The sequence below is a fragment of the Limnobacter humi genome, from assembly GCF_024518835.1.
Taxonomy (GTDB): domain Bacteria; phylum Pseudomonadota; class Gammaproteobacteria; order Burkholderiales; family Burkholderiaceae_B; genus Limnobacter; species Limnobacter humi.
The window spans coordinates 114,274-137,667 of sequence record NZ_JANIGO010000004.1 but is presented as its reverse complement, the minus strand read 5'-3'; the positions used below and the strand labels follow the sequence as shown (position 1 = coordinate 137,667).

The following is a 23,394-nucleotide window of genomic DNA, read 5'->3' as shown; positions in this document are numbered from 1 at the left end:
GCGCGAATGAATCCTTTGTATTTGATCGTTCCGTTTGCACCACTGCTGGGTTCTCTGCTCGCAGGCCTGTTTGGCAAACAAATTGGTCGACGCGGTGCTCACACCGTCACCATTCTCGGTGTGGCCGTGGCGCTGTTCGCATCCATTCTGGTGTTCAAGGATGTGATGGCTGGCAATACCTTCAACGGCACGCTGTACCAGTGGGCCGTGGTTGGCAAGCTGACTTTTGAGGTGGGTTTCCTGATTGACTCGCTGACTGCCACCATGATGTTGGTGGTCACCAGCGTGTCGTTGATGGTGCACATTTACACCATTGGTTACATGGAAGAGGACCCGGGTTACCAGCGCTTCTTCTCGTACATTTCCCTGTTCACATTTTCGATGTTGATGCTGGTGATGAGCAACAACTTCCTCCAGTTGTTTTTTGGCTGGGAAGCGGTGGGCCTGGTGTCTTATTTGTTGATCGGTTTTTGGTACAAAAAGCAGACAGCCATTTATGCCAACCTGAAGGCATTTTTGGTAAACCGAGTGGGTGACTTTGGTTTCATTCTGGGCATTGGATTGGTGATGGCCTATGCCGGTTCCATGAACTACGCCGAGGTGTTCGCCAAGGCCAACGAATTGGCTCCGCTCACATTCCCCGGCACTGACTGGCCCTTGCTGGCTGTGGCCTGCATCTGTCTGTTCATTGGTGCCATGGGCAAATCGGCTCAGTTTCCGCTGCACGTGTGGTTGCCCGACTCCATGGAAGGCCCCACACCCATTTCTGCGCTGATTCACGCAGCGACCATGGTGACCGCCGGTATTTTCATGGTCAGCCGCATGTCGCCGCTGTTTGAATTGTCCGATATCGCGCTCAACTTCATTTTGGTGATTGGCTCCATCACGGCGTTGTTCATGGGCTTTTTGGGCATTATCCAGAACGACATCAAGCGGGTGGTTGCTTACTCGACCTTGTCCCAGCTGGGGTACATGACAGTGGCCTTGGGCGTGTCTGCCTATCCGGTGGCCATTTTCCACCTCATGACCCATGCTTTTTTCAAAGCGCTGCTGTTCCTGGGCGCTGGTTCGGTCATCATCGGCATGCACCATGACCAGGACATTCGTCACATGGGCGGCCTGTGGAAACACATGCCCATTACCTGGATCACCTCCTTGCTGGGTTCTTTGGCGCTAATCGGTACACCGTTCTTTGCTGGTTTTTACTCCAAAGACAGCATCATCGAAGCGGTGCACTTCAGCCATTTGCCCGCAGCCGGCTTTGCCTCCTTTGCAGTGACTGCGGGTGTGTTCATCACGGCGTTTTACAGCTTCCGGATGTACTTCCTGGTGTTCCATGGCAAAGAGCGTTTCCATGATATTCAGCATGATGACCATGGGCACGACGACGACCATGGCCACCATGGCCCCGTGCAGCCCCACGAGTCCCCTTGGGTGGTGACCTTGCCGCTGGTTCTGCTGGCGATTCCGTCTGTGTTGATTGGTTACATTGCGATTGAACCGCTGTTGTACGGCACGTACTTCAAAGATGTGATCACTGTGCTGCCCAACCACGAAGCCATGGCCACGCTGGCCGAAGAGTTCCACGGCGCGGCGGCCATGGGCATGCATGCCTTCCACACATTGCCGTTTTACCTGGCCCTTGCTGGTGTGGTCTCTGCCGCAGTGTGTTACCTGTGGGTTCCCGCGATTCCCGCGGCATTCTACAAAGCGCTCAAGCCCGTTCACACGTTGCTCGAGAACAAGTACTACATGGACAAGTTCAACGAGGTGGTGTTTGCGGGCGGCGCACGCGGACTGGGTCAAACGCTGTGGACTGTCGGCGACCGCACCTTGATCGACGGTTTGATGGTGAACGGCGCTGCACGCTTGGTTGGACTGGTCTCGGGGGTGGTTCGTTACGCACAGAGCGGTTACATCTACCACTATGCATTTGCGATGATTCTCGGCGTTCTCGCCATGATCATCACATTCATCAGTTTGAATTCATGAGGGCAGGGCGCAGGTCCTACTAATTGGAAATTATCCATGTACAACAACATTCCTCTACTAAGCTTGGCCATCTGGATGCCGATTGTGTTCGGTGTGCTGATCATGGCCGTGGGCAATGACAAGAATGCGGGTTCCGTGCGGGGTTTTGCCTTGCTGGGCTCCGTTCTGAGCTTTTTGGTGACCATTCCGTTGGTCACGGGTTTTGACACCAGCACAGCCAAACTTCAATTTGTTGAAAAGCTCGACTGGATTCCCGCCTTTGGCGCCAGCTATGGCTTGGGTGTGGATGGTCTGTCGGTTTGGTTTGTGTTGCTGACCGCCTTGATCACGGTGTTTGTTGTGGTTGCAGCATGGGAGGTGATTACTGAGAAAGTGGCGCAATACATGGCCGCTTTCCTGATCCTCTCCGGCCTGATGATTGGTGTATTCAGTGCCACCGACGGCCTGCTGTTCTACGTCTTCTTCGAAGCCACCCTGATCCCGATGTACATCATTGTCGGCATTTGGGGGGGGCCAAACCGCATTTACGCCGCTTTCAAATTTTTCCTGTACACGCTACTGGGTTCACTGCTGACCTTGGTGGCCATTATTTACCTGCAGTCCAAATCCGGCACGTTCGAGATTGCTGCATGGCACATGCTGCCATTGAACATGATGGAGCAGGTTTTGATTTTCCTGGCCTTCCTCATGGCATTTGCTGTGAAAGTGCCAATGTGGCCTGTTCACACTTGGTTGCCCGACGCCCACGTTGAAGCGCCCACCGGTGGTTCGGTTGTGCTGGCGGCCATTATGTTGAAGCTGGGTGCTTACGGCTTCCTGCGGTTCTCCCTGCCCATTGCACCCGACGCCAGCCATCACCTGGCTGGTTTCATGATCACGTTGTCGCTGATTGCCGTGGTGTACATCGGTGTGGTGGCGCTGGTCCAGAAGGACATGAAAAAACTTGTGGCGTATTCATCGATTGCGCACATGGGTTTCGTGACATTGGGCTTCTTCATGTTCCAGGACCTGGCCATGCAGGGTGCCATCATCCAGATGATCTCCCACGGTTTTGTGTCGGGTGCCATGTTCTTGTGTATCGGTGTGTTGTATGACCGTGTTCACAGCCGTGAAATTGCCGCCTATGGCGGTGTGGTCAACACCATGCCCAAGTTCGCTGCGCTCTTCCTGTTGTTTGCCATGGCCAACTCAGGCTTGCCAGCCACCAGCGGTTTCGTGGGCGAATTTTTGGTCATCCTTGGTGCAGTCAAATTCAATTTCTGGATCGGCTTGTTGGCGGCGACGACCCTGATTTTTGGCGCCGCGTACTCCCTGTGGATGTACAAGCGCGTGGTGTTTGGTGACGTGGCCAACGACGACGTCAAAGATCTTCAAGATGTGAACACTCGCGAATTGTTGATGTTGGGTGCCATGGCGGTCTTGGTGCTGGCCATGGGCCTGTATCCAAAACCTTTCACTGATGTACTGCAGGTGTCGGTAGACGCGCTGTTGCAGCACGTTGCTCAGTCCAAGCTTTAATCGAGGATCGTTCGTGGATCAGATGAATCTCTCCCTAGCCCTTCCTGAAATCGCCCTGGCGGTTTTCGTGTGCGCGTTCATGATTGTGGACAGCGTCACAAAGGGCCGTATTCTTCCCGCCTTGCACAACGGTGTGGTTCTTTTCTTGCTGGCCTTGGGCGCTTATTGCTTGGCCAATGTGCCGGCAGCCGGCACGCAGTTGGCCTTCCACAACATGTACATCCAGGATGGCATGGGGATGGCCCTGAAAGGGTTCTCTGCAATCGCTGTGGCTTTTACTTTGATTGTGGGCTCCAACTACGCGAAGGACCGCGACATGTTCAAGGGCGAGCTTCACGCCTTGGTCATGTTCACCTTGTTGGGCCAAATGATCATGATTTCGGCTAACAACCTGTTGCTGATTTATCTGGGTGTTGAACTGCTTTCCCTGAGCTTGTATGCCGCAGTGGCCATGCACCGCGACAGTGTGAAAGCCACCGAAGCCGCCATGAAGTATTTCGTGCTGGGTGCTTTGGCTTCTGGTTTCCTGCTGTATGGCATGTCGATGATCTACGGTGCCACGGGTTCGCTCAACCACGCTGATATCGCATTTGCCAGCGCAGGTGCAGGATCCAAGTCAATCATCTTCGTGTTCGGCTTGGTGTTTCTGGTGGCTGGTTTGGCCTTCAAGCTGGGTGTGGTTCCATTCCACATGTGGGTGCCCGATGTGTATCAAGGTTCGCCGTCTATCACCACCTTGTTGATCAGTGGCGCACCCAAACTGGCTGCCTTTGCCATGATGATGCGTTTGTTGGTGGATGGCCTGTACACCAAGGCCATGGACTGGCAGCAAATGCTGATGGTTCTGGCTGTGCTGTCCCTGGCCATCGGTAACTTGACCGCCATTGCACAAACCAGCCTGAAGCGCATGCTGGCGTATTCGACCATTGCACAAATGGGCTTCATGCTGTTGGGCATGCTGTCTGGTGTGGTTGCTGGAAACCCGGCGAACTCCACAGCAGCTTACTCTGCCGCCATGTTCTACTCCATCACCTATGTGCTGACCACATTGGGTACGTTTGGTGTGATCATGGTGATGTCTCGCAAGGGCATTGAAGTAGAGAACATTGCTGACCTTAAAGGGTTGAACAAACGCTCGCCTTGGTTGGCGTTGGTGATGCTGTTGCTGATGTTTTCCTTGGCCGGTATTCCGCCCATGGTCGGGTTTGCAGCCAAGTTGGCTGTGTTGAAAGCCTTGCTGGCCACCGGGCAAATTTGGCTGACTGTGTACGCGGTCATGTTCAGCTTGGTGGGCGCTTTCTACTACATCCGAGTGGTCAAGACCATGTACTTTGAAGCACCGGCAGACGACGCTGGCATCGCTGTAGCGGCCGACGCGCGCACCGTTCTCGGTTTGAATGGCTTGGCCGTCATTGTGTTGGGCCTCTTGCCCGCACCGCTGATGGCCTACTGTGCTCAACTCATCCAGCAATCTCTGGCTGGTTGATGTGACAGGGAATCGCTGAGCGTGTCACAAGCAGTGGGTCATTGGTTGTTGTTCGGTTTGGCCATTTTGATGGCCAACCTGCCGTTTGTGAGCAATCGCTTGATGGGGGTTGTTCGGCTTCAACGAAAGTCGGGTTGGACCCGGGTGCTGGAAGTGCTGGCGGGTTATCTTCTGGTTGGCTTGATTGGCTTCGGTATTGAGGCCACTGTCAGCCAGATTACCCCACAGCGCTGGGAGTTTTACGCACTAACCGCCTGTTTGTTTCTCGTTCTTGGTTTTCCTGGTTTTGTGTATCGTTTTTTGTGGCGCAGCGCAAAGCACTAACCACATTTTCACGCCGCTCTCCAAACATCCGTTAACCGGCTTAAGCCATGGTTTGGCTTAGGGGTTTGGGTACACGGACTGCCTTAAAAACTGAGCGCTTAAACCGAGATAATCGAGGGTATTGCCTTTCTCTTGATTGTGCGCGGTGCAGCTTAGGTGCAAATTGTCGATATCGTTGTACAACAAGGCCAGTTGTAGTGGGTCGGTGTTGTTCCAACCCGTGGCCATTCCGAAATCGGGATTCGGTACAAACCCCTGCAACGCCAATTGCCGATAATCGTCCTCGGTGTAATAGGCAGTGACGTGGCTTTGAATAATCGAGAACGGCACGATGTGATCAATTTGCATCAGTTCTCTGGGGTGTAGTCCACGGCTCGGCATTAATGACTGAAGCCTTGGGTCATGTTGGCAGTAAATACAGCGGTAGAACACTTGTTTGCCCACCGCTTGGGTACCAGCGTTGTGCAGGTGCTTGGCCTCCACTGTTTCTGCGGTGGTACCAAAAAAGGCTGGTGTGCGGGGGCCGTCAGATCCGTAATAGTAATTGGGAGGCAGTCGCATTGTTTCGTCGTTGAACGCATCAGGTTCAATGACTGTACGGCGGGTGATTTGGCCGCTCAAGCAGACGTTCCGGTCACTCTTGATCAGTCGTCTAAAGTTCTCGTGGTTCATCAAAAAACCGCCAGTTTTGCTGGCGGTTTTTGTATTTACATATTGGGGTAGTTGGGACCACCACCACCTTCCGGCGTAATCCACACAATATTCTGTGTGGGGTCTTTGATGTCACAGGTTTTGCAATGCACGCAGTTCTGGGCATTGATCTGCAACTGGTCTGCACCGTCGTCTTTTTTCACATACTCATACACACCGGCTGGGCAGTAGCGCTGCTCAGGGCCTGCGTACTTGCTCAAATTAACCGAAACCGGCACACCCGCATCTTTCAGCGTTAGGTGGGCTGGCTGGTTTTCTTCGTGGTTGGTATTTGAAATGAATACCGAGCTCAGGCGATCAAACGTGATCTTGCCGTCTGGCTTCGGGTAGCTGATCGGTTCAAACTCTGCCGCTGGCCGCAGGCATTCATGGTCCGCATGTTTGTGATGCAATGTCCAGGGCACCTTGCCCTTGAACAGCTTTTGTTCAATGCCCACCATCATGGTGCCGGTGTACAGGCCCTTGCTCATCCACTGCTTGAAGTTGCGGGCACGGTACAGCTCATCGAACAACCAGGAGTCGTGGAAAGCCTTGGGGTAGGCGTCCAGCTCGTCGGCAGCGCGGTCATTGGCCAAGGCATCAGCAATCGCTTCTGCACACAGCATGCCGCTCTTGATGGCTGCATGGCTACCTTTGATGCGAGATGCATTCAGGAAGCCCGCATCGCAACCCACCAGTGCGCCACCCGGGAACACCAGTTTGGGCAGGCTCATCAAGCCGCCCGCAGCGATGGCGCGGGCACCATAAGCCAAACGTTTCCCGCCTTCGAAATATTTGCGGATGGATGGGTGTGTTTTGTAACGCTGGAATTCTTCAAATGGTGAGAGGTACGGGTTCTCGTAAGCCAAACCCACCACGAAGCCAACGGCCACCTGGTTGTTTTCCAGGTGATACAGGAATGACCCACCGTAGGTGTTGGCGTCCAGTGGCCAGCCGCCGGAGTGAATGACCAGGCCAGGCTTGTGCAAGGCCGGGTCGATTTCCCACAATTCTTTGAGGCCAATGCCATACACCTGGGGGTCACGGCCTTCGTTCAGGTTGAATTTTTCAATGACGCGCTTGCCCAGGTGGCCGCGTACGCCTTCTGCAAACACTGTGTATTTGGCATGCAGTTCCATACCGGGCTGGTAGGCGTGGGTAGGTTCACCATCCTTGCCAATGCCCATGTCGCCGGTTTGAACGCCTTTGACGGCGCCTTTCTCGTCGTACAACACCTCAGCACCAGCGAAGCCAGGAAACACTTCAACACCCAGCGCTTCGGCCTGTTCACCCAGCCAGCGCACCACATTGGCCAGGCTAATGACGTAATTTCCGTGATTCTGGAAACAGTCTGGCAGCAGGGCGTTGGGTACTTTTTTGGCGGATTTTTCGGTCAGGAACAGAAACTGGTCTTCGGTCACCGCGGTATTCAGGGGGGCACCGCGCTCTTTCCAGTCCGGGAACAATTCGGTGATGGCACGGGGGTCCATCACGGCGCCCGACAAAATGTGCGCGCCCACTTCGGAGCCTTTTTCCAGCACGCACACGTTGATTTCTTGCCCTTTCTCGGCAGCGATTTGCTTTAAGCGAATGGCCGTGGATAGGCCAGCGGGGCCGCCCCCAACCACCACCACGTCGTATTCCATCATGTCTCGTTCAACAGCCGACATAACGAGCGTCTCCTTCAAGTCGTTTTTCGGGGATGACAGTTCCGTGTCAGAAAACTCGGAAACCCCGATATCAATTGGATTTCAAGCCGTAAGGATAGAGGAATCTCACTCAAAAGGGTTGATAACCATCTCTAGTGGCGACAAGAAATTTTGATGCGTTGCAGCATCATTTTTGTATAATCATACGCGGTAGACTTGCGGCAAAAAACGACAATTTCAAATCAGAAGGACATTGAGATGGGGATGAACAAACTGGTGGGCAGTGCCACCCTGGCTTTGGCCGATAAAATCAAGGATGGCATGACGCTGGCGGTGGGCGGTTTCGGTCTGTGCGGTATTCCTGAGGCATTGATTGACGCGGTTCGGGAGTCCGGTGCCAGAGACTTGACTGTGATTTCCAACAACGCCGGTGTGGATGGTTTTGGTCTGGGCAAACTGCTGGAAACCCGACAGATCCGAAAAATGATTTCCTCCTATGTGGGCGAGAACAAGGAATTTGAGCGTCAATACTTGGCTGGTGAGCTGGAACTGGAATTTACCCCCCAAGGCACGCTGGCTGAAAAGCTGCGCGCAGGTGGGGCGGGTATTCCAGCGTTTTTCACCAAAACAGGCTTTGGTACCGTGATCGCTGAAGGCAAGGAAACCCGCTTGATCAACGGGGATCACTACGTACTCGAACACAGTTTGACAGCAGATATTTCCCTGGTGAAGGCTTGGAAAGCCGACACATCGGGCAACCTGATTTACCGTTTAACAGCCCGCAACTTCAACCCAGAATGTGCTGCAGCCGCCAAATTCACCGTGGCTGAGGTTGAAGAGGTGGTGGATGTGGGTGCACTCGATCCCAATTTCATCCACACCCCTGGCATTTATGTGCAGCGTTTGGTGCTGAATGCGCACCCTGAAAAACGCATCGAAAAACGCACTGTGTCGGGCACAACTGTTTAAGGGGATGAAGATGGGATGGAATCACGATGAAATGGCCGCACTGGCGGCCCGAGAATTGAAGGATGGGTTTTATGTGAACCTGGGCATTGGTTTGCCCACGCTGGTGAGTAATCACATTCCGGCGGGTGTGAACGTCATGCTGCAAAGTGAAAACGGTTTGTTGGGGATTGGCCCCTTTCCAACCGATGACCAGGTGGATGCAGACCTGATCAACGCAGGCAAGCAGACGGTCACCACCTTGCCCGGTTCAGCATTCTTTTCCAGTTCCGAGTCGTTTGCGATGATTCGGGGTGGGCACATCAATTTGGCGATTTTGGGGGCCATGCAGGTGAGCGAGCAGGGCGATTTGGCCAACTGGATGATCCCCGGCAAGCTGGTCAAGGGCATGGGCGGTGCCATGGACCTGGTGGCGGGTGTATCCAGGGTCATTGTGTTGATGGAGCACCTGGCCCGCAAGAAAGATGGCACCACGGATCTGAAAATTTTGAAGGAATGCAACCTGCCGCTGACCGGCAAACGGGTCGTGAACCGCATTATTTCAGACTTGGCAGTCATGGATGTGACGCCCACGGGCTTGAAGGTGGTTGATATGGCACCCGGTGTTACTCGGGAGGAACTTCTAGAAAAAACCGGCTGTGAACTGACGTTTGGTTGATTGCCCAACATGGAACAAAGCGCGCTCAGGTTATAATCGCGCTTTCCAACTGTGCTCTGCTTGCCGTGTGGTGATCTGAGCGCCGCTTTGAACCATGACCAAATACGTATTCGTCACTGGCGGGGTTGTCTCGTCACTCGGCAAGGGCATTGCTGCTGCATCGCTTGCCGCCATCCTTGAAAGCCGTGGCCTGAAGGTCACCATGCTGAAACTGGACCCGTACATCAACGTGGACCCGGGTACCATGAGCCCATTCCAGCATGGGGAGGTGTTTGTGACCGAGGACGGCGCAGAGACTGATCTGGATTTGGGACATTACGAGCGCTTCATCTCCGCAAAGATGAAGAAAGCCAACAATTTCACCACCGGTCAAATTTACGAATCCGTGTTGCGCAAAGAGCGTCGGGGCGAATACCTTGGCAAAACCGTGCAGGTCATTCCGCACATCACCAACGAAATTCAGGCCTTTGTCGAACGGGGTGCCAAGGCAGCCTGGGATGGTCACACCGACATAGCCATCGTCGAAATTGGCGGTACGGTGGGTGACATCGAGTCCTTGCCATTTCTCGAAGCCGCGCGTCAGATGAGCCTGCGCCTGGGTCGTAACAGCGCCTGTTTTGTTCACCTTACGCTGGTGCCTTTTATCGCATCGGCTGGCGAGCTGAAAACCAAACCCACCCAGCATAGCGTTCAAAAACTCCGCGAAATTGGTATTTTTCCAGATGCGTTGTTGTGCCGCGCCGACCGTCCCATTCCCGATGACGAGCGCGCCAAAATTTCAATGTTCTCCAATGTCCCGCTGGAAGCGGTGATTTCGGTGTGGGATGCGGACACCATCTATAAAATACCAGCCATGCTGGAAGCCCAGAAACTGGATCAGATCGTGCTTGAAAAGCTGGGTATCGATGCCAAGCCAGCCGATTTGTCCAAATGGGCCGACATCGTTTACGCGCAGGAAAACCCGACGCAGAGCATCAACATCGGCATGGTGGGCAAATATGTTGACCTCACCGAGTCCTACAAGTCGTTGATCGAAGCATTGAACCACGCAGGCCTTCACACCCGTACCCGTGTCAACATCAATTACATTGATTCGGAAGACATTGAGTCCAAGGGCACCGATGGTTTGAAAAAGCTGGACGCCATCCTGGTGCCTGGCGGTTTTGGCAAGCGGGGTACAGAGGGCAAAATCGCAGCGATTCAGTATGCGCGCGAAAACAAGGTGCCTTATCTGGGTATCTGCTTGGGTATGCAATTGGCGGTCATTGAATTTGCCCGCCATGTGGCTGGTTTGCCAAAAGCCAATTCTACCGAGTTCGATCAACGGGCCGAAACACCCGTGGTGGCCTTGATCACTGAGTGGATGGACAAAAGTGGCAAGATGGAAACTCGCACCGAGGCCTCTGACCTGGGGGGCACCATGCGCCTGGGCTCCCAGCGTTGCCCCATTACACCGGGTACGCTGGCCGAGTCCATTTATGGCCCTGAGGTGAATGAGCGCCATCGTCACCGTTACGAAGTCAACAATAACTACGTGCCACAGTTGGAATCAGCAGGTTTGCGCATCACTGCCCGGACGCCGACAGAAAACCTGCCGGAGATCATGGAATTGCCAGACCATCCCTGGTTCATCGGGGTTCAGTTCCACCCGGAATTCACCAGCACGCCACGGGACAGCCACCCGCTGTTCATGGCGTACGTGAATGCGGCGCTGGCGCACAAGCAGTCCAAGGGCATGTAAAGTAAAGTAGGCAGACGGCCAAAACCCCATCGAACAAACTGCTGGAGAATACAACATGAAGCTGTGCAATTTTGAAGTCGGGTTGGACCAACCGTTTTTCCTGATTGCCGGGCCTTGCGTGATTGAGAGCGAGCAAATGGCCATGGACACAGCGGGTCAACTCCAGGAAATCTGTTCCAGCCTGGGAATTCCTTTCATTTACAAAAGCTCTTACGACAAAGCCAACCGCAGCTCCGGGAAAAGTTTTCGGGGCTTGGGCATGGACAAAGGCTTGGCGATTCTGCAACACGTCAAAAAGACATTGAATGTGCCTGTACTAACAGATGTGCATGCCATTGAAGAAATCAAGCCGGTCGCTGATGTGGTCGATGTACTTCAGACCCCTGCATTTTTGTGCCGCCAAACCGATTTCATCGAAGCGGTTGCCTCTGTGAAACGCCCAGTGAATATCAAGAAAGGTCAGTTTTTGGCACCTGGCGACATGGTCAATGTGGTTGAAAAAGCCCGCGCAGCCAGCATTGCCAATGGCGATGATGGCAACAACATCATGGTGTGCGAGCGCGGCGTCAGCTTTGGCTACAACAATCTGGTCTCCGACATGCGCAGCCTAGCCATCATGCGCAACACCGGTTGCCCAGTGGTGTTCGATGCAACACACAGTGTGCAATTGCCAGGCGGGCAGGGCACTGCCTCCGGTGGTCAACGTGAATTTGTTCCGGTGCTGGCCCGTGCCGCCGTGGCTGTGGGTGTGGCTGGTCTGTTCATGGAAACCCACCCGGACCCTGCCAAAGCCATGTCCGATGGGCCCAACGCTTGGCCTTTGCCCCGCATGAAAGCCCTGTTGCAAACCCTTCAGGCACTGGACCGACTGGTCAAAGCCCAGCCCCTGGCTGAACAAGATTTGATGAAATCCTGAACAGAATCTGAACCATCCGAGAGGAAACTATGAGTGCAATCGTTGATGTGATTGGTCGCGAAGTGATTGATTCACGCGGCAATCCCACTGTTGAATGTGACGTGCTGCTGGAAAGTGGCGCCATGGGTCGTGCTGCAGTGCCATCGGGTGCGTCGACCGGTACCCGCGAAGCTGTTGAGCTGCGGGATGGTGACAAGTCACGCTACTTGGGCAAGGGCGTTCTGAGGGCCGTTGAAAACATCAACACCGAAATTTCAGAAGCCATTTTGGGCCTGGATGCACAGGAGCAGGTTTTTCTCGATCAAAACCTGATTGACCTCGACGGCACCGAAAACAAAAGCCGATTGGGTGCCAATGCCACCCTGGCGGTGTCGATGGCGGTGGCGCGAGCAGCGGCCGAAGAAACCGGCTTGCCCTTGTACCGTTATTTTGGTGGCATGGGCGGTATGAGCCTCCCCGTTCCCATGATGAACGTGATCAACGGTGGTGCGCACGCCAACAATAACCTGGACCTCCAGGAATTCATGATCCTCCCGGTGGGGGCGCCATCTTTCCGCGAGGCCATTCGCTACGGTGCGGAAGTGTTCCATGCCCTGAAGAAAATCATCCACGACAAGGGCATGTCGACAGCGGTGGGCGACGAGGGTGGTTTCGCACCTTCCGTGGCCAACCACGAGGCCGCCATACAACTGATACTGCAGGCCATTGAGCAGGCTGGTTTTGAACCGGGTACTCAAATTGCACTGGGCCTGGACTGCGCCGCATCCGAGTTTTTCAAAGATGGCAAATACCACCTGCACGGCGAAGGCATGACCTTGAGCAGCCAGGAATTTGCCCACATGCTGGAAGGCTGGTGCAACAAGTACCCCATCATTTCGATTGAAGATGGCATGGCTGAAAATGACTGGGATGGTTGGGCATACCTGTCCAAAACCCTGGGTCGCAAGGTTCAGTTGGTGGGCGATGATCTGTTTGTGACCAACACCAAAATTTTGTCAGAAGGCATCGAGAAAAAGATTGCCAACTCCATCCTGATCAAGATCAATCAGATTGGTACGCTGACCGAAACCTTTGCAGCGATTGAGATGGCCAAACGGGCACGTTACACCGCCGTTATTTCTCACCGCTCTGGCGAAACAGAAGACAGCACAATTGCTGATATTGCGGTGGGCACGAATGCGATGCAGATCAAAACAGGTTCGATGAGCCGTTCCGATCGCATCGCCAAGTACAATCAATTGTTGCGCATAGAAGAAGACCTCGGCGACATCGCTTATTATCCCGGCCGCGCCGCCTTCTACAATCTGGATTAAAACCCAGCTTGATCAGGCCCTGCGAAAGCAGGGCCTCTTTGCATGAATCGCCGAATCCTCTCGTTCACCCTGTTGGCTTTGCTGGCCCTGTTGCAGTATCCCTTGTGGTTTGGAAAAGGGGGGTTGATGCGCGTCCACGAACTGGAACAGCAGTTGGCCCAACAACGCAAAGTCAATGAGTCGTTGCGCTTGCGCAATCAGCAGTTGGAAGGCGATGTGCGCAGCTTGCGCGATGGCGTTGAAGCTGTCGAGGAGCGTGCCCGAAACGACTTCGGCATGGTCAAGCCTGGCGAGACGTTTATCCAGCTGATCGATCCAAAGCCCGGTGTAACCACCTCGGTACCGAGCATTCCGGGGGCCAAACCTGCCAACAAGGGAAACAAATCAGACAGCCCTGCGCTGGACGACTGAACGATTTCTTTCAATGCAGCGTGGGTTTTTCCTCGTCGCTGCCTTCGTCATTTTTGAACAAAGCCAGGCAATCAGCTTGGTTGAAGCTGTAATTTGTTCCACAGAAATCACACTGCACTTCCAATGTGGGATTCTCTGACAATGCTTCCCTCACTTCCGCTTCACCCAGGGTGACCAACATGGATCGCACTTTGTCTGCCGAACAACTGCATTCAAAGTGGGGATGGCGGTCAGCAAGCACGGCCGGGTTTTCTTCCCAAAAAAGGCGTGTTGCGAGCTCATCCAACGCTGTGGACAAGTGCTCATCTGCTTGCAGTGTATTGGCCAGTGCGACCAAACGAGGCCAGCCATCTGGGTCAAACTGGGCTTCTACCGATTTGCCGCCGCTGGTCGGCATTTGTTGCAGCATCAAGCCGCTGGCTTTGGTGGCATCGGCATTCAGCACCAAGCGGGTTTCCAGCTGTTCGGAGCTGTGCATGTAAGCCTCCAGCGCATCGGCCACGCTGTTGCCCACCAAAGGAACAACCCCTTGATACGGTGATTGTCCCGGTAGGCGGTTGCGCGGATCCAGCACAATCACACAGATGCCTTTGCCCTGCTGGTTGACCAATTCCGCGAAGGTTGCCTCGGGGGCGATTGTTGTGCCTTCGGCAATTTTGACGGTGGCCCTTAATCCCAAACGGCTGTTGCACTCGGCCACAGCCAGTTTCACCGGCCCATCTCCCTGGATTTGCAAAATCAGCGACCCTTCAAATTTGAGTGACGCGGACAGAACCGCACTGGCGGCCACCAACTGCCCCAACATTTCTAGCACAGCAGGTGGGTGATCGTGGTTTCTTGCGATGGCTGTCCAGCTGTCGTTCAGGCTCACCAATTGAGCCCGTACACTGGCTGTTTCAAAAACAAGGGTGCGAAGGGTATCGGTCATGACAATCCAGCATACAAATGGCACCCCGGTCAGTCAGGCAGACGTGCCAGGGTGTTTTTAAAGACTTTGGCCTTTTCAATATAAAACTGTGCGCCAATCAGGCGGGCTACATCTTCATCACTCAATGTGCGGACGATTTTTCCAGGAGATCCCACCACCAGCGAGCGGTCCGGAATCTCTTTGCCCTCGGTGATGAGTGCGCCGGCGCCGATGATACAGTGTTTTCCAATTTTTGCGCCATTGAGCACCACGGCCCGAATGCCGATCAAGCTTCCATCCCCCACCGTGCAACCGTGCAAACAGGCTTGATGGCCCACGGTCACCAGTTTGCCCACGGTCAAAGGGAATCCAATGTCGGTGTGCAGCACAGCGCCTTCCTGCACATTGCTGCCTGCCTGAATGTGAATGAGTTCGTTGTCGCCGCGCAGTGCAGCAAAGTCCCACACTGAGGTGTTTTCATCCAGTTGAACCTGACCGATAATGCTGGCCATGTCGGCCACATAGGCGCTGCTGTGAACGATAGGGGCAACGCCATCGACTGAATACTTTGCCATGCGTGTAGTCCTGCGAATGTTGAGGGGATGAACTAAAATACCACGAGAGATGTTGCTGCCCCATCGCCATGACCCCTGTTGTACTGCCTGAAATCCGCACCCAAGCCGCCAGCGCGCTGTCCCATGTCAATCCGTCTGACAAGGTGAATGCCGTGCTGGGTTTGGCAGTGGATGGGCCAGTTGACCCAGCGGCTGTGCTGACTCCCCGGGTTGGGCGGCCGGACAAACCGCGACTTGTTCATCCTCGTGAGGTGCCGACCCGTGGTGTGGGGGACGACACCGGGCGGGGCATGTTGTTGCATGCCCTGGCGCACATTGAATTCAATGCCATTAACCTGGCTTTGGACCTGGTGGTGCGGTTTGCGGGGCAACCAGTTGATTTTTATCGTGAGTGGCTACAGGTGGCCCGTGAGGAGGCTTATCACCACACCCTGTTGTGCGAACGCTTGGCAGACTATGGCGTGGCTTATGGCGATTACCCCGCCCACGATGGTTTGTGGCAAATGGCGGAAAAAACAGCGGGTAGTTTGATGGCTCGACTGGCCTTGGTGCCCCGTTTGCTGGAGGCTCGGGGCTTGGATGTGTCGCCCGCCATTCGGGACAAGCTCAAATCAGCGGGGGACTTGCACAGCGCCCAAGTGCTGGACATCATTCTTCGGGACGAGATTGGTCATGTGGCCATTGGCAACCGTTGGTTTAATGTGCAGTGCCAACATCAAGGTCTTGAACCTGTGGCAGCCTTTGAACAATTGCTGGCCCAATACAGCGCACCAGCTCCACGGTCGCCATTCAATTATCCAGCACGTCGGGATGCCGGTTTCAGCGAATTGGAACTGGCCTGGTTGCACCAAATTGAACTGGCCCAGCAATGAGGGTGTAAGATCAGATGATGAACGAAGTTCACGCAACAACGCCATACCGCAATCCCGCCCAAGCCTTGAGTCGATCCGCTTGGGTGGATCCTCATCGCATCAACGCGGATTTGCACTGCCACTCAGTGGTGTCCGATGGTACCCTGACCCCGGAAGACTTGGCGGCACGGGCTGCGGCCAACGGTGTACAACTGTGGTCGCTGACCGACCATGATGAAGTGGGTGGCCTAGCGCGGGCCAAAGCCGCCGCGCAAGCCCATGGCTTGGTGTTTATCCCCGGTGTCGAAATCTCCGTCACTTGGGCTGGCGAAACCCTGCACATTGTGGGTTTGAATGTAGAGTTTGAGCAGTCTGCTCTGGCAGAAGGATTGGCCAGCGTGCGGGATGGTCGCACCGAACGGGCCCGTGAAATGGGCCGTTTGCTGGCCAAAGTGGGTATTGAAGGGGCCTATGAGGGGGCATTGACGTATGTCGGCAATCCGGCGCTGATCAGTCGAACCCACTTTGCGCGTCATTTGGTGGAAACGGGCGTTTGCACCGAGGTGCGCGAAGTCTTTGAACGCTTCCTGACCCCTGGAAAACCGGGCTATGTGCCGCACGAATGGGCCACCCTGGCCAACGCGGTTCGATGGATTCTGGAGTCTAACGGACAGGCTGTTATTGCACACCCCGGTCGATATCGTTTAAGTCCACTTCAGATGGATGCCTTGATTGATCAGTTCATCGCACTGGGAGGAACGGGCATTGAAGTGGTGACGGGTAGCCACACGGTGGATGAGTACAAATACTTCGCTGCCAAGTCGGTGCGTTGTGGTCTGAAAGCCTCTCGCGGGTCGGATTTTCATGGGCCCACGGAGTCACGCGTAAATCTGGGCGAATTGCCGCCCCTGCCGGATGGGTGCGTACCAATCTGGGATAATTGGGCCCATCTGGTCTCGTAACAAGGCGTGGTTCTTTTGGCCCAGTTTTTCAACGTTCATCCTGACAACCCCCAACCCCGAACCTGCAAACAGGCTGCCGACCTCATCAACGGCGGGGCCATTGCGGCCATACCGACAGACAGTTGTTACGCCCTGGTGTGCCAGCTGGATGACAAAAACGCGGTAGAGCGTTTGCGTCGCTTAAAGGGGATTTCTGAAAAACAGCATTTGGCGCTGTTGTGCAAAGACTTGAGCGACCTGGGCAGTTATGCCAAGGTGAACAATGTTCAATACCGGCTGTTGAAGTCCATCTACCCGGGGCCTTACACCTTTATTCTGGAAGCCACCCGTGAGGTGCCCAAACGAGTGTCTCATCCGTCCAAAAAATCGATTGGCCTGCGTGTGCCCAATCACGCAGTGGTTCAAGCCTTGCTGGAACACACCAACGGCCCCCTTATTGCCACCACAGCCCAATTGCCCGGCATGGATGAACCCTGCCGCAGTGGTTGGGAAGTGGAAGAGGCCATGGGCCATGATCTCGATTTGATTGTGGATGATGGCGAATATTGCGGCGCTTTGCCCACCACGGTGATTGACTGGACCAGCGATGAGCCAGTGGTGGTGCGTTTGGGGGCAGGGCCATTGACGGGGCCACTGGAACCCATCGAAATCGACGAACAAGAGGCCTTGTGAACATGGACGGTTCCATCATTCAAACCATTGCGGTGTATGCACTTCCCGTGCTGTTTGCAATCACGCTGCATGAAGCTGCCCATGGTTATGTGGCCCGCCTGTATGGCGACAAGACCGCCTTGTGGGCGGGACGGATTACATTAAACCCGTTGAAGCACATTGACCCGATGGGTACTGTGGCGTTACCCATCTTGATCTTGATCACATCCAGCCTGGTTGGGGCTGGACCCATGTTGTTTGGGTGGGCCAAACCTGTACCGGTCAACTTTGGGCAATTGAAAAACCCCAAACGCGACATTCGGTACGTGGCTTTTGCAGGCCCCGGGGCCAATTTTGTCATGGCCTTATTGTGGGCCTTGTTGCTGAAGGCGTTGGTGGTGCTGAACATGCCTGAGCCGTTCTTTGTGGAAATGGCGCGAGCCGGCATCATGGTCAACTTGGTGTTGGCCGCCCTGAACCTGTTGCCGATTTTGCCGCTGGATGGGGGACGCATTCTGTTTAGCTTCCTGCCCAGTTCTGCAGCCTACGGTTTCAGCCGCACCGAGCCCTATGGCATGATCATCCTCATCGCACTGTTGATGCTCAATGTCTTGCCGGTGTTCATTCAACCGGTGGTTCAGGCGGGTGTCGGTGTCCTTTCTTTTTTGTTGAATCTTTAAACCATGTTTGCTGAACGCGTATTGTCGGGCATGCGCCCAACTGGCTTGTTGCACCTGGGGCATTACCACGGTGTGTTGAAAAACTGGGTGAAGCTGCAAAACGAGTTTCCCTGCCTGTTTTTCGTGGCCGACTGGCATGCCTTGACCACCCATTATGAAACGCCCGAAATCATCGAGGCAAATGTATGGGACATGGTGATCGATTGGCTGGCTGCCGGTGTCGACCCATCCCAGGCCACACTATTCATCCAGAGCAAGGTGCCCGAACATGCGGAGTTGCACTTGTTGTTGTCCATGTCCACACCACTGGGTTGGCTGGAACGAGTGCCGACCTATAAAGATCAGCAGGAGAAATTGTCCGAGAAAGACTTGGCCACCTATGGTTTTCTGGGCTATCCGTTGTTGCAGTCCGCAGACATCCTGATTTACCGAGCCACTCAAGTACCGGTGGGTGAAGACCAAGTGCCGCACATTGAATTAACCCGTGAGATTGCGCGCCGTTTTAACCATTTGTACGGCCGGGAGCCAGGCTTTGAAGCCAAAGCGTTGGAGGCTGCCAAAAAACTCGGCAGCAAACGCATGAAACTGGTGCTGGATTTGCGAAACCGTTTCCAAGAGCAGGGTGATGAAGCCGCACTGGAACAGGCCCGTGCCATGTTGGGTGAAACGCAGAATTTGAGTGTCGCCGATCGCGAACGTTTGTTCGGGTATCTGGAAGGCGCTCGAAAACTGATTTTGACCGAGCCTCGTGCCATGCTGACCGAAGCTTCCAAGATGCCGGGGCTGGATGGTCAGAAAATGTCCAAAAGTTACCAAAATACCTTGTCACTGCGTGAAACACCGGAAAACATCAGCCTGAAAATTCGCAAAATGCCCACAGATCCTCAGCGGGTGCGGCGGACAGACCCGGGCGACCCCGAAAAATGTCCGGTGTGGCAATTGCACGAGGTGTACTCCGACGAGAAGCAAAAAGCCTGGGTTCAGCAAGGGTGCAAGTCGGCTGGCATTGGTTGCCTGGAATGCAAGGAACCCGTGATTGACGCCGTGGTTCGCGAACTGGCGCCGATGCGTGAGCGTGCCGCCATGTACAGCGAGGATCCCACGCTGGTGAAAAATATCATCGCCGACGGCTGTGAGCGCGCCCGCCAGATTGCCCAGGAAACCATGCGGGATGTGCGGCAAAGCATGGGCTTGAGTTACACCTGAGGGCGCTGTGTTGGGGATGAATCACAGCGATTTGGGCACCCCGTCCGATTGGGTGGTTTCGGCTGTCCAGTCGGTTTGGGGCACTCACCGGCCTTGTCAGGGCTTGAGGGCGCTTGATCTGGCCTGTGGTTCGGGGCGACATTCGCGGTATCTTGCACAATTGGGCTTTGATGTGCATGCGGTTGACCGTCAAGTGCCGGACCGCGCCCGTTGGCCTGCCAATGTCCGGTTTGAACAATTAGACCTTGAACAGCCCGAATGGCCATTGCCGTTGGCACACTACGATCTCATTGTGGTTACCAATTATTTGTATCGACCACATTTTGAGGCTTTGTTGGCGAGTTTGAGGCCGGTTGGCGGGGTGTTGGTTTATGAAACATTCATGGCTGGCAACGCCCGTTTCGGGTCACCGAAAAATCCTGATTTTCTGCTGGAACCCGGTGAGCTTCTTCAGCGTCTATCCTCAACCCAGGTCATGCGTTTTGAACAGGGTCGAAGAACCACCCCGGGTCCAGCGATGATTCAACGACTGGTGGCCATTACGGGTCCATGGTCTGAGATACAATCTGAAACGCATACATTCTAGTGAAGGGACTCAATGATCACAGGCAGCATTGTTGCGATTGTTTCGCCGATGTTTGAAGACGGTTCGCTGGACTATGACAGCTACCGCAAGCTCATCGATTGGCACATTCAGGAAGGCACTGATTCCATTGTGGCGGTTGGCACCACCGGAGAATCGCCCACCGTTGATGTGGAAGAGCATGGCGAGTTAATTCGTGTGGCTGTCGAGCAAGCCGCAGGGCGCATTCCGGTGATTGCGGGCACAGGCGGAAACTCCACGACCGAGGCCATCGAGCTGACCGAGTACGCCCGAAAAGTGGGAGCGGCTGCCAGTTTGCAAGTGGTCCCTTATTACAACAAGCCCACCCAGGAAGGCATGTATCAACACTTCCGAAAAGTGGCGGAATCGGTTGATTTGCCGGTGGTGTTGTACAACGTACCCGGTCGTACCGTTGCCGACTTGGCGCACGAGACCGTGGTTCGTTTGAGTCAGGTGCCTGGTATCGTGGGTATTAAAGAGGCCACCGGCAATCTGGAGCGGGGGGCTTGGCTGGTTCGGGATTGCAGCAAACACTTTGCTGTGTACAGCGGTGATGACCCCACTGCGGTGAATTTGATGCTGATGGGTGGCAAAGGCAATATTTCCGTAACTGCCAACGTTGCACCTCGGTTGATGCATCAATTGTGTGTAGCGGCGATGGCTGGTGATGCCCAGACCGCCCACGCCATCAACCTGTCATTGTTGGACTTGCACAAAGCCATGTTTTGCCAGGCCAACCCCATTCCAGTGAAATACGCGCTGGCCAAAATGGGTTTGATGGCGCCCGGTATCCGGTTGCCGTTGACTCGGCTGGAAACGAATTATCACCCTGTAGTTGATGCGGCGTTGCGCGCCCACCAACTGATTGATTGAAGCTTCACCGAAGGCGACTTCTGACATGGAATTGATTGTGAACCGACCATTGAAACAATTGGTGCTGGTGGCTGCTGTGGCTGCGCTGGCCGGTTGCTCCACGTACACCAACATGGTGGAGGGCCAGAAAGTGGCCTACAAGACTGCTGAAAAGCGGGAGACTGGCCTGGATGTTCCCCCAGATTTGACTGCACAGTCTGCAGATGAGCAGTTTTTAATTCCCGGCGAGTCTGCCAACGGGGCCGTGTCAGCATCGTCCTATTACAGCAATCGTGCCGGTGGCGGTGCTGTGGCTGGCTCACGCGCGGTCAAGTCCGAACCGGTGTTGGTGTCGACTGCTGACGTGAAGATCAAAAAGACGGGTAATGTGCGCTCTCTGGAAGTGAAAATGCCGCCGGAGCAACTCTGGCCCAGGCTTCGGGATTTCTGGAAAGAAAATGGTTTTGAGCTGTCAACGGATGATCCCAAGATTGGCCTGATGGAGACCAACTGGGCAGAAAACCGAGCCAATATCCCCATGGATGGTATTCGCAAGGTGATTGGCCGAGTGTTTGATGGGATGTATTCCAGTAACCAGCGAGATCGGTATCGGACCCGTGTGGAACCCACTGAAACCGGTGTGGAGGTGTTCATCACACACCGTGGCATGGAAGAAAACTACACCGACAAAAGCCAGACCACCCTTCAGTGGATGAATCGACCTGAAGACCCGGAACTGGAAGCGGAAATGATGAACCGCTTGATGGCCAAGCTGACCGGTGACGAACAAGCGGCCAAAGATGCCGGACGATCGGTGGGCCAACAGTTGATCACTGTCCAGAAAGACGGAAACGGTGCGGCCATTGTGTTGGCGGAAAACTTCCCGTCTGCTTGGCGTCGTGTTGGGTTTGGTTTGGATCGGGCTGGTTTCATCGTGGAAGACCGAGACCGTTCCAATGGTGTTTATTATGTGAAGTACACACCGGACTCTGCATCGGCCGAGAAGAAGGAAACTGGCTTTTTTGGCAAACTGTTTGGCGGAGATGCCGGCACCAAAAACCTGAAAGCTGATCAACGGTTCCAGGTTGTTGTCGCATCCCAGAATGACCAGGCCACATCCGTCAAGTTCACCTCCGAGCGTGGCGCAGCCATCGATCCCAAGGTGTCTGAAGAGGCTTCCAATCGACTGGCCGCCAAGCTGCGCCAATAAGTCACGGTGGTTTGAAAACATCTACCATGATTCGATTTTGCAGTTTGGGCAGCGGCAGCGAGGGCAATAGCTGGCTGTTTGAGAGTCAGCAAAGCGATCGTCTGGTCAGGGTCATGGTGGATTGTGGTTTTGCGGTCAAGGAGACCGTGGCCCGTTTGAATCGGATGAGTCTCAGCCCAGCTGATATCGATGGGATTGTCGTGACCCATGAGCACGACGATCACATTGGTGGGGTGTTTAAATTCAGCAGAAAATTTGGTACCCCGGTTTTTCTCACCCACGGTACCTGGAGAGCAGCGCTTCGCTCCAAACTCAGCGCACCTGAGTACCTCCACACCGGGCGCGTGCGTTTGATTGACAGTCACACGTCATTTTGTGTGGGCTCACTGTTTATTCATCCCTTTCCTGTCCCCCATGATGCAGCAGAACCCGTTCAACTGCTGATTGAATCGGATACGGGTTTCACGGTGGGTATTCTCACCGACTGCGGTAGTTCGACACCGCACTTGGTTCAAATGTTGAATCGGGCTCATGCGCTGATTCTGGAGTCCAACCATTGCCCGGATCGATTGGCCATGTCGCCGTATCCAGAGAGTCTGAAAAGGCGTGTGGGTGGCGATTATGGCCATTTGAGCAATCAGGTGGCCTGTGACATTCTGAGTCGGTTGGATTCGGGGCGGCTACAACAGGTTGTTGCAGCGCATTTGAGCAAAACCACCAACTGCCCAACACTCGTCCAAGCCCTTTGGGAGGCTGTGTTGGGCCCCCGGGGTATCCCTTTCAGGATTGCCGCACAGGACAACGGTTTGGAGTGGGTTGATCTAAACACGGGTCGCCTTGAGGCAGCCTGATGTTGACCAGACATAAAAAAACCCCGAGATAAACTCGGGGTTTTTTGTGTTCTCTGTTGAGAACTGAAGAATTACTTCTTCTCTTCTGCAGGAGCAGCGGCTGGAGCAGCAGGAGCTTGCTCAGCAGGAGCTGCGGCAGGAGCAGCAGGTGCTGGCTCAGCAGCAGGAGCGGCAGGCGCAGCAGGAGCAGCTTGCTCAGCAGCAGGAGCGGCAGGAGCAGCTTCTTCTTTCTTGCCGCAAGCGGCCAGGGCAACAGCGAACAGGGAAGCGATCAGAATCGAGTTTTTCATGTTTATTCCTTTTGGGGTCACGAAATGGACGCTTGTTTAAGGCGCCGTTTATTGAGTAAATAGGCTCCCAAGAGAACCCAGAATCACCCAG

The 23,394-nt window shown here is 54.6% G+C and carries 24 protein-coding genes; 19 read left to right on the top strand and 5 right to left on the bottom strand.

Going from position 1 to position 23,394, the window contains the following annotated elements; translation table 11 throughout:
* The first annotated feature begins 6 nt into the window (after nucleotides 1-6).
* Genes nuoL through NQT62_RS12300 form a run of 4 tightly spaced genes read left to right on the top strand, consistent with a single transcriptional unit; the run spans nucleotide 7 to nucleotide 5,320 of the window.
* Nucleotides 7-1,992 carry an NADH-quinone oxidoreductase subunit L gene (gene nuoL, locus NQT62_RS12315; RefSeq protein WP_256765019.1) on the top strand — a complete coding sequence of 662 codons (1,986 nt, stop codon included), beginning with the start codon at nucleotides 7-9 and terminating at the stop codon, nucleotides 1,990-1,992.
* 36 nt (nucleotides 1,993-2,028) lie between these two features.
* Nucleotides 2,029-3,510: an NADH-quinone oxidoreductase subunit M gene (locus tag NQT62_RS12310; protein WP_256765018.1), complete on the top strand. Its 1,482-nt coding sequence runs from the start codon at nucleotides 2,029-2,031 to the stop codon at nucleotides 3,508-3,510.
* Nucleotides 3,511-3,532: 22 nt separating this feature from the next.
* Entirely contained in the window at nucleotides 3,533-4,996 is a 1,464-nt protein-coding gene (gene nuoN, locus NQT62_RS12305; protein WP_256765017.1) for an NADH-quinone oxidoreductase subunit NuoN, read from the top strand.
* Between the two features lie 21 nt (nucleotides 4,997-5,017).
* Nucleotides 5,018-5,320, top strand: coding sequence for a DUF2818 family protein (locus NQT62_RS12300; RefSeq protein ID WP_370569180.1), 303 nt, complete (start codon nucleotides 5,018-5,020; stop codon nucleotides 5,318-5,320).
* Nucleotides 5,321-5,377: 57 nt separating this feature from the next.
* Here NQT62_RS12300 and NQT62_RS12295 read toward each other — a convergent pair whose 3' ends face one another.
* Together NQT62_RS12295 and NQT62_RS12290 are read right to left on the bottom strand one after the other, a co-directional pair.
* The gene (locus tag NQT62_RS12295) at nucleotides 5,378-5,941 is read right to left on the bottom strand and encodes a hypothetical protein (RefSeq protein ID WP_256765016.1); all 564 of its coding nucleotides are present in this window, start codon (nucleotides 5,939-5,941) and stop codon (nucleotides 5,378-5,380) included.
* An 86-nt stretch (nucleotides 5,942-6,027) separates the two neighbouring features.
* Nucleotides 6,028-7,680: an electron transfer flavoprotein-ubiquinone oxidoreductase gene (locus NQT62_RS12290; protein ID WP_256765015.1), complete on the bottom strand. Its 1,653-nt coding sequence runs from the start codon at nucleotides 7,678-7,680 to the stop codon at nucleotides 6,028-6,030.
* A 243-nt stretch (nucleotides 7,681-7,923) separates the two neighbouring features.
* Here NQT62_RS12290 and NQT62_RS12285 point away from each other — a divergent pair, with 243 nt between their 5' ends.
* The 6 genes from NQT62_RS12285 (at nucleotide 7,924) to ftsB (ending at nucleotide 13,664) form a co-directional block, all read left to right on the top strand.
* A complete protein-coding gene (locus NQT62_RS12285; RefSeq protein WP_256765014.1) occupies nucleotides 7,924-8,628 on the top strand; it encodes a CoA transferase subunit A in 705 nt (234 codons plus the stop codon).
* Nucleotides 8,629-8,638: 10 nt separating this feature from the next.
* Complete coding sequence (locus tag NQT62_RS12280) at nucleotides 8,639-9,283, top strand: 3-oxoacid CoA-transferase subunit B (RefSeq protein WP_256765013.1); 645 nt, start codon at nucleotides 8,639-8,641, stop codon at nucleotides 9,281-9,283.
* 94 nt (nucleotides 9,284-9,377) lie between these two features.
* Complete coding sequence (gene pyrG, locus NQT62_RS12275; RefSeq protein ID WP_256765012.1) at nucleotides 9,378-11,024, top strand: CTP synthase; 1,647 nt, start codon at nucleotides 9,378-9,380, stop codon at nucleotides 11,022-11,024.
* Between the two features lie 55 nt (nucleotides 11,025-11,079).
* Entirely contained in the window at nucleotides 11,080-11,940 is an 861-nt protein-coding gene (gene kdsA / locus NQT62_RS12270) for a 3-deoxy-8-phosphooctulonate synthase (RefSeq protein ID WP_256765011.1), read from the top strand.
* Between the two features lie 29 nt (nucleotides 11,941-11,969).
* On the top strand, nucleotides 11,970-13,253 hold the full coding sequence (gene eno, locus NQT62_RS12265; protein WP_256765010.1) for a phosphopyruvate hydratase: 1,284 nt from the start codon (nucleotides 11,970-11,972) through the stop codon (nucleotides 13,251-13,253).
* A 42-nt stretch (nucleotides 13,254-13,295) separates the two neighbouring features.
* The gene (gene ftsB, locus NQT62_RS12260; protein WP_256765009.1) at nucleotides 13,296-13,664 is read left to right on the top strand and encodes a cell division protein FtsB; all 369 of its coding nucleotides are present in this window, start codon (nucleotides 13,296-13,298) and stop codon (nucleotides 13,662-13,664) included.
* Nucleotides 13,665-13,674: 10 nt separating this feature from the next.
* Here ftsB and hslO read toward each other — a convergent pair whose 3' ends face one another.
* Entirely contained in the window at nucleotides 13,675-14,592 is a 918-nt protein-coding gene (hslO, locus tag NQT62_RS12255; RefSeq protein WP_256765008.1) for an Hsp33 family molecular chaperone HslO, read from the bottom strand.
* A gap of 29 nt (nucleotides 14,593-14,621) precedes the next feature.
* On the bottom strand, nucleotides 14,622-15,146 hold the full coding sequence (locus NQT62_RS12250) for a gamma carbonic anhydrase family protein (RefSeq protein WP_256765007.1): 525 nt from the start codon (nucleotides 15,144-15,146) through the stop codon (nucleotides 14,622-14,624).
* 68 nt (nucleotides 15,147-15,214) lie between these two features.
* On the opposite strand from NQT62_RS12250, the gene NQT62_RS12245 reads away from it, so the two are divergent.
* Genes NQT62_RS12245 through NQT62_RS12205 form a run of 9 tightly spaced genes read left to right on the top strand, consistent with a single transcriptional unit; the run spans nucleotide 15,215 to nucleotide 23,013 of the window.
* Entirely contained in the window at nucleotides 15,215-16,018 is an 804-nt protein-coding gene (locus NQT62_RS12245; protein ID WP_256765006.1) for a ferritin-like domain-containing protein, read from the top strand.
* A 14-nt stretch (nucleotides 16,019-16,032) separates the two neighbouring features.
* Complete coding sequence (locus tag NQT62_RS12240; RefSeq protein WP_256765005.1) at nucleotides 16,033-16,959, top strand: 3',5'-nucleoside bisphosphate phosphatase; 927 nt, start codon at nucleotides 16,033-16,035, stop codon at nucleotides 16,957-16,959.
* 15 nt (nucleotides 16,960-16,974) lie between these two features.
* Nucleotides 16,975-17,631: an L-threonylcarbamoyladenylate synthase gene (locus NQT62_RS12235; protein WP_256765189.1), complete on the top strand. Its 657-nt coding sequence runs from the start codon at nucleotides 16,975-16,977 to the stop codon at nucleotides 17,629-17,631.
* A 2-nt stretch (nucleotides 17,632-17,633) separates the two neighbouring features.
* Complete coding sequence (locus NQT62_RS12230; protein WP_256765004.1) at nucleotides 17,634-18,290, top strand: site-2 protease family protein; 657 nt, start codon at nucleotides 17,634-17,636, stop codon at nucleotides 18,288-18,290.
* Nucleotides 18,291-18,293: 3 nt separating this feature from the next.
* Nucleotides 18,294-19,496 (top strand): tryptophan--tRNA ligase, encoded by a 1,203-nt coding sequence (locus NQT62_RS12225; RefSeq protein WP_256765003.1) that lies wholly within the window; start codon nucleotides 18,294-18,296, stop codon nucleotides 19,494-19,496.
* Nucleotides 19,497-19,512: 16 nt separating this feature from the next.
* Nucleotides 19,513-20,082 (top strand): class I SAM-dependent methyltransferase, encoded by a 570-nt coding sequence (locus NQT62_RS12220; RefSeq protein ID WP_256765002.1) that lies wholly within the window; start codon nucleotides 19,513-19,515, stop codon nucleotides 20,080-20,082.
* 12 nt (nucleotides 20,083-20,094) lie between these two features.
* Entirely contained in the window at nucleotides 20,095-20,973 is an 879-nt protein-coding gene (dapA, locus tag NQT62_RS12215; RefSeq protein WP_256765001.1) for a 4-hydroxy-tetrahydrodipicolinate synthase, read from the top strand.
* 25 nt (nucleotides 20,974-20,998) lie between these two features.
* Complete coding sequence (bamC, locus tag NQT62_RS12210; protein ID WP_256765000.1) at nucleotides 20,999-22,162, top strand: NlpB/DapX family lipoprotein; 1,164 nt, start codon at nucleotides 20,999-21,001, stop codon at nucleotides 22,160-22,162.
* Nucleotides 22,163-22,188: 26 nt separating this feature from the next.
* On the top strand, nucleotides 22,189-23,013 hold the full coding sequence (locus NQT62_RS12205) for an MBL fold metallo-hydrolase (protein WP_256764999.1): 825 nt from the start codon (nucleotides 22,189-22,191) through the stop codon (nucleotides 23,011-23,013).
* Nucleotides 23,014-23,084: 71 nt separating this feature from the next.
* On the opposite strand, the gene NQT62_RS12200 is transcribed toward NQT62_RS12205, so the two are convergent.
* Nucleotides 23,085-23,303: a hypothetical protein gene (locus NQT62_RS12200; protein WP_256764998.1), complete on the bottom strand. Its 219-nt coding sequence runs from the start codon at nucleotides 23,301-23,303 to the stop codon at nucleotides 23,085-23,087.
* Nucleotides 23,304-23,394 lie beyond the last annotated feature (91 nt).